At 53.5% G+C, this 1,514-nt stretch carries 2 protein-coding genes; both read left to right on the forward strand.

The window, feature by feature from the left end; all coding sequences use genetic code 11:
- Positions 1-770: exodeoxyribonuclease VII large subunit (locus tag AC2VLY_RS06925; protein WP_486921992.1), on the forward strand; the 770-nt coding region annotated here is incomplete at its 5' end.
- Between the two features lie 133 nt (positions 771-903).
- Positions 904-1,416, forward strand: a complete 513-nt coding sequence (locus AC2VLY_RS06930) for a peptidylprolyl isomerase (RefSeq protein ID WP_486921993.1) — start codon at positions 904-906, stop codon at positions 1,414-1,416.
- Positions 1,417-1,514 lie beyond the last annotated feature (98 nt).

Raw genomic sequence — 1,514 nt, forward strand, 5'->3', positions numbered from 1 at the left:
ATGCGCGCAGCACCGAAGATGTGCTGATTCTTGCCCGTGGTGGTGGCAGCACGGAAGATCTCTGGTGTTTCAATGAAGAAATGGTGGCCCGTGCCATCCGTGCCTCGCGCATTCCGGTAGTCACCGGAATTGGTCACGAAATTGACTTTACCATTGCGGACTTTGCCAGTGATCTACGAGCGGCCACTCCCACCGCCGCTGCAGAAGCGGTCAGTCCTGATCGGAGCGAGTGGCTTCCCAAAGTTCAGACTCAACATCATCAGATTGAAAAACTCATGTTCAGAAAGCTGCAGGATGAATCCCAGCGCCTCGATTTTTTGCGGATGCGCTTGCGCCATCCTGGAGAAGGTTTGGATGCGGCCCAACGACGCCTGCAACTCGCTCGTGAGAACCTGTCTCGAGCCATGACCTTGCAGCTGTCATCGCGAGCGCAGCAACTCGCCTATCTCCAGGAGCGACGAGCGCGCCAGGATCCAGGACAACGTCTGCAGATTCTGGAAAAGCAACTGCGCGAAAGCCAGAAAAATCTGGGAACCGTCATGCTCGATATTTTGCAGCGAGCGGGCCTTCGCCAGCAGCAATCCACCGCTGCACTGCGATTTCTGGATCCTCTGGCAGTATTGCAAAGAGGCTTTGCGGTAATACGGGATCCATCCGGAAGAGTTATTTTCGACAGTCAGAGCACCCATCCCGGTGAACAACTGGTAGCTACTTTAGCTAGAGGCCGCATTCACTGTGAAGTGACCCGTTCTGACCCGGAGAATCCATGAATACCCTGCGTCAGGATGCTTGCGCCTATCGACAAAAGCTAGGCTGACGCTTTACTCTTCCCACTCGCTGCCGCTGACCCAGTGGTGAATTTATTCTGAACAGGGTGGATCCCTGCAATTCCGAGGAGTCTTCATGACCAATCCACAAGTCGTACTGCATAGCAACAAGGGCGATATTGTCATCGAACTGGATGCCGAAAAGGCCCCCAACACGGTCGAAAACTTTTTGAGCTATGTTGATGAAGGTTTTTTTGATGAAACCATTTTTCATCGGGTCATTCCCGGTTTTATGGTTCAGGGCGGCGGTTTTACGGCAGATATGCAGCAGAAAAAAACCCATGCGCCCATCCAGAATGAGGCGGAAAACGGTTTGAAGAACCTGCGCGGGACTCTGTCCATGGCCCGCACCAACGATCCCCATTCAGCCACAGCCCAGTTTTTCATCAATCTGACCGACAATGATTTCCTCAACTTCAAAGCCGCTTCGGGTACCGGTTGGGGCTATGCGGTCTTTGCAAAGGTAGTCAGCGGCATGGAAGTGGTGGACGAAATCGCCAAAGTGCCTACCGGCAATAAAGGTATGCACCAGGATGTGCCCAAGGAAACCGTCACCATTGAAAAGGGCGAGCGTATCGCTACGGCCTGACATGCCCTATCTGGATGTGGATTTTGAAGACGGACCGATCTGGTTCATTTCTGATCTGCACCTGAGCCCCCAGCAGCCTGCCCTGACCCGGCTTTTTC

The sequence above is a fragment of the Acidithiobacillus sp. TH-A36 genome (assembly GCF_057473445.1).